1 protein-coding gene is annotated in these 257 nt (G+C 60.3%); it reads left to right on the top strand.

Annotated features, from left to right (window positions below):
- Window positions 1-257: LysR family transcriptional regulator (locus AC1RPV_RS08020; RefSeq protein ID WP_481764240.1), on the top strand; the 257-nt coding region annotated here is incomplete at both ends.

The raw sequence follows: 257 nt of genomic DNA, 5'->3' as shown, positions 1-257 counted from the left end.
ACCTGAATCACTGATTCGGAAAAACCAAATCATGCCGCGTACCCTGGACGTCGACCTGCTGCGTACCTTCCACGCCGTCGCGAAGCTCGGCCGCTTCAAGGATGCGGCCGTTCATGTAAACCGCAGCCCGTCGTCGGTCACCGCGCAGATTCAGAAGCTGGAAGAGATGGTCGCGCAGCGGCTGTTCACGCGAAACAACCAGGCGGTCGAACTCACGCAGTTCGGCCACAAGCTGCTGAGCGACACCACCGAGTTCC

Source organism: Dellaglioa sp. CoH-55-MRSF-9, assembly GCF_056782155.1.
The sequence above is the reverse complement of the archived record's forward strand: the minus strand, read 5'-3'. Positions and strand labels throughout refer to the sequence as shown.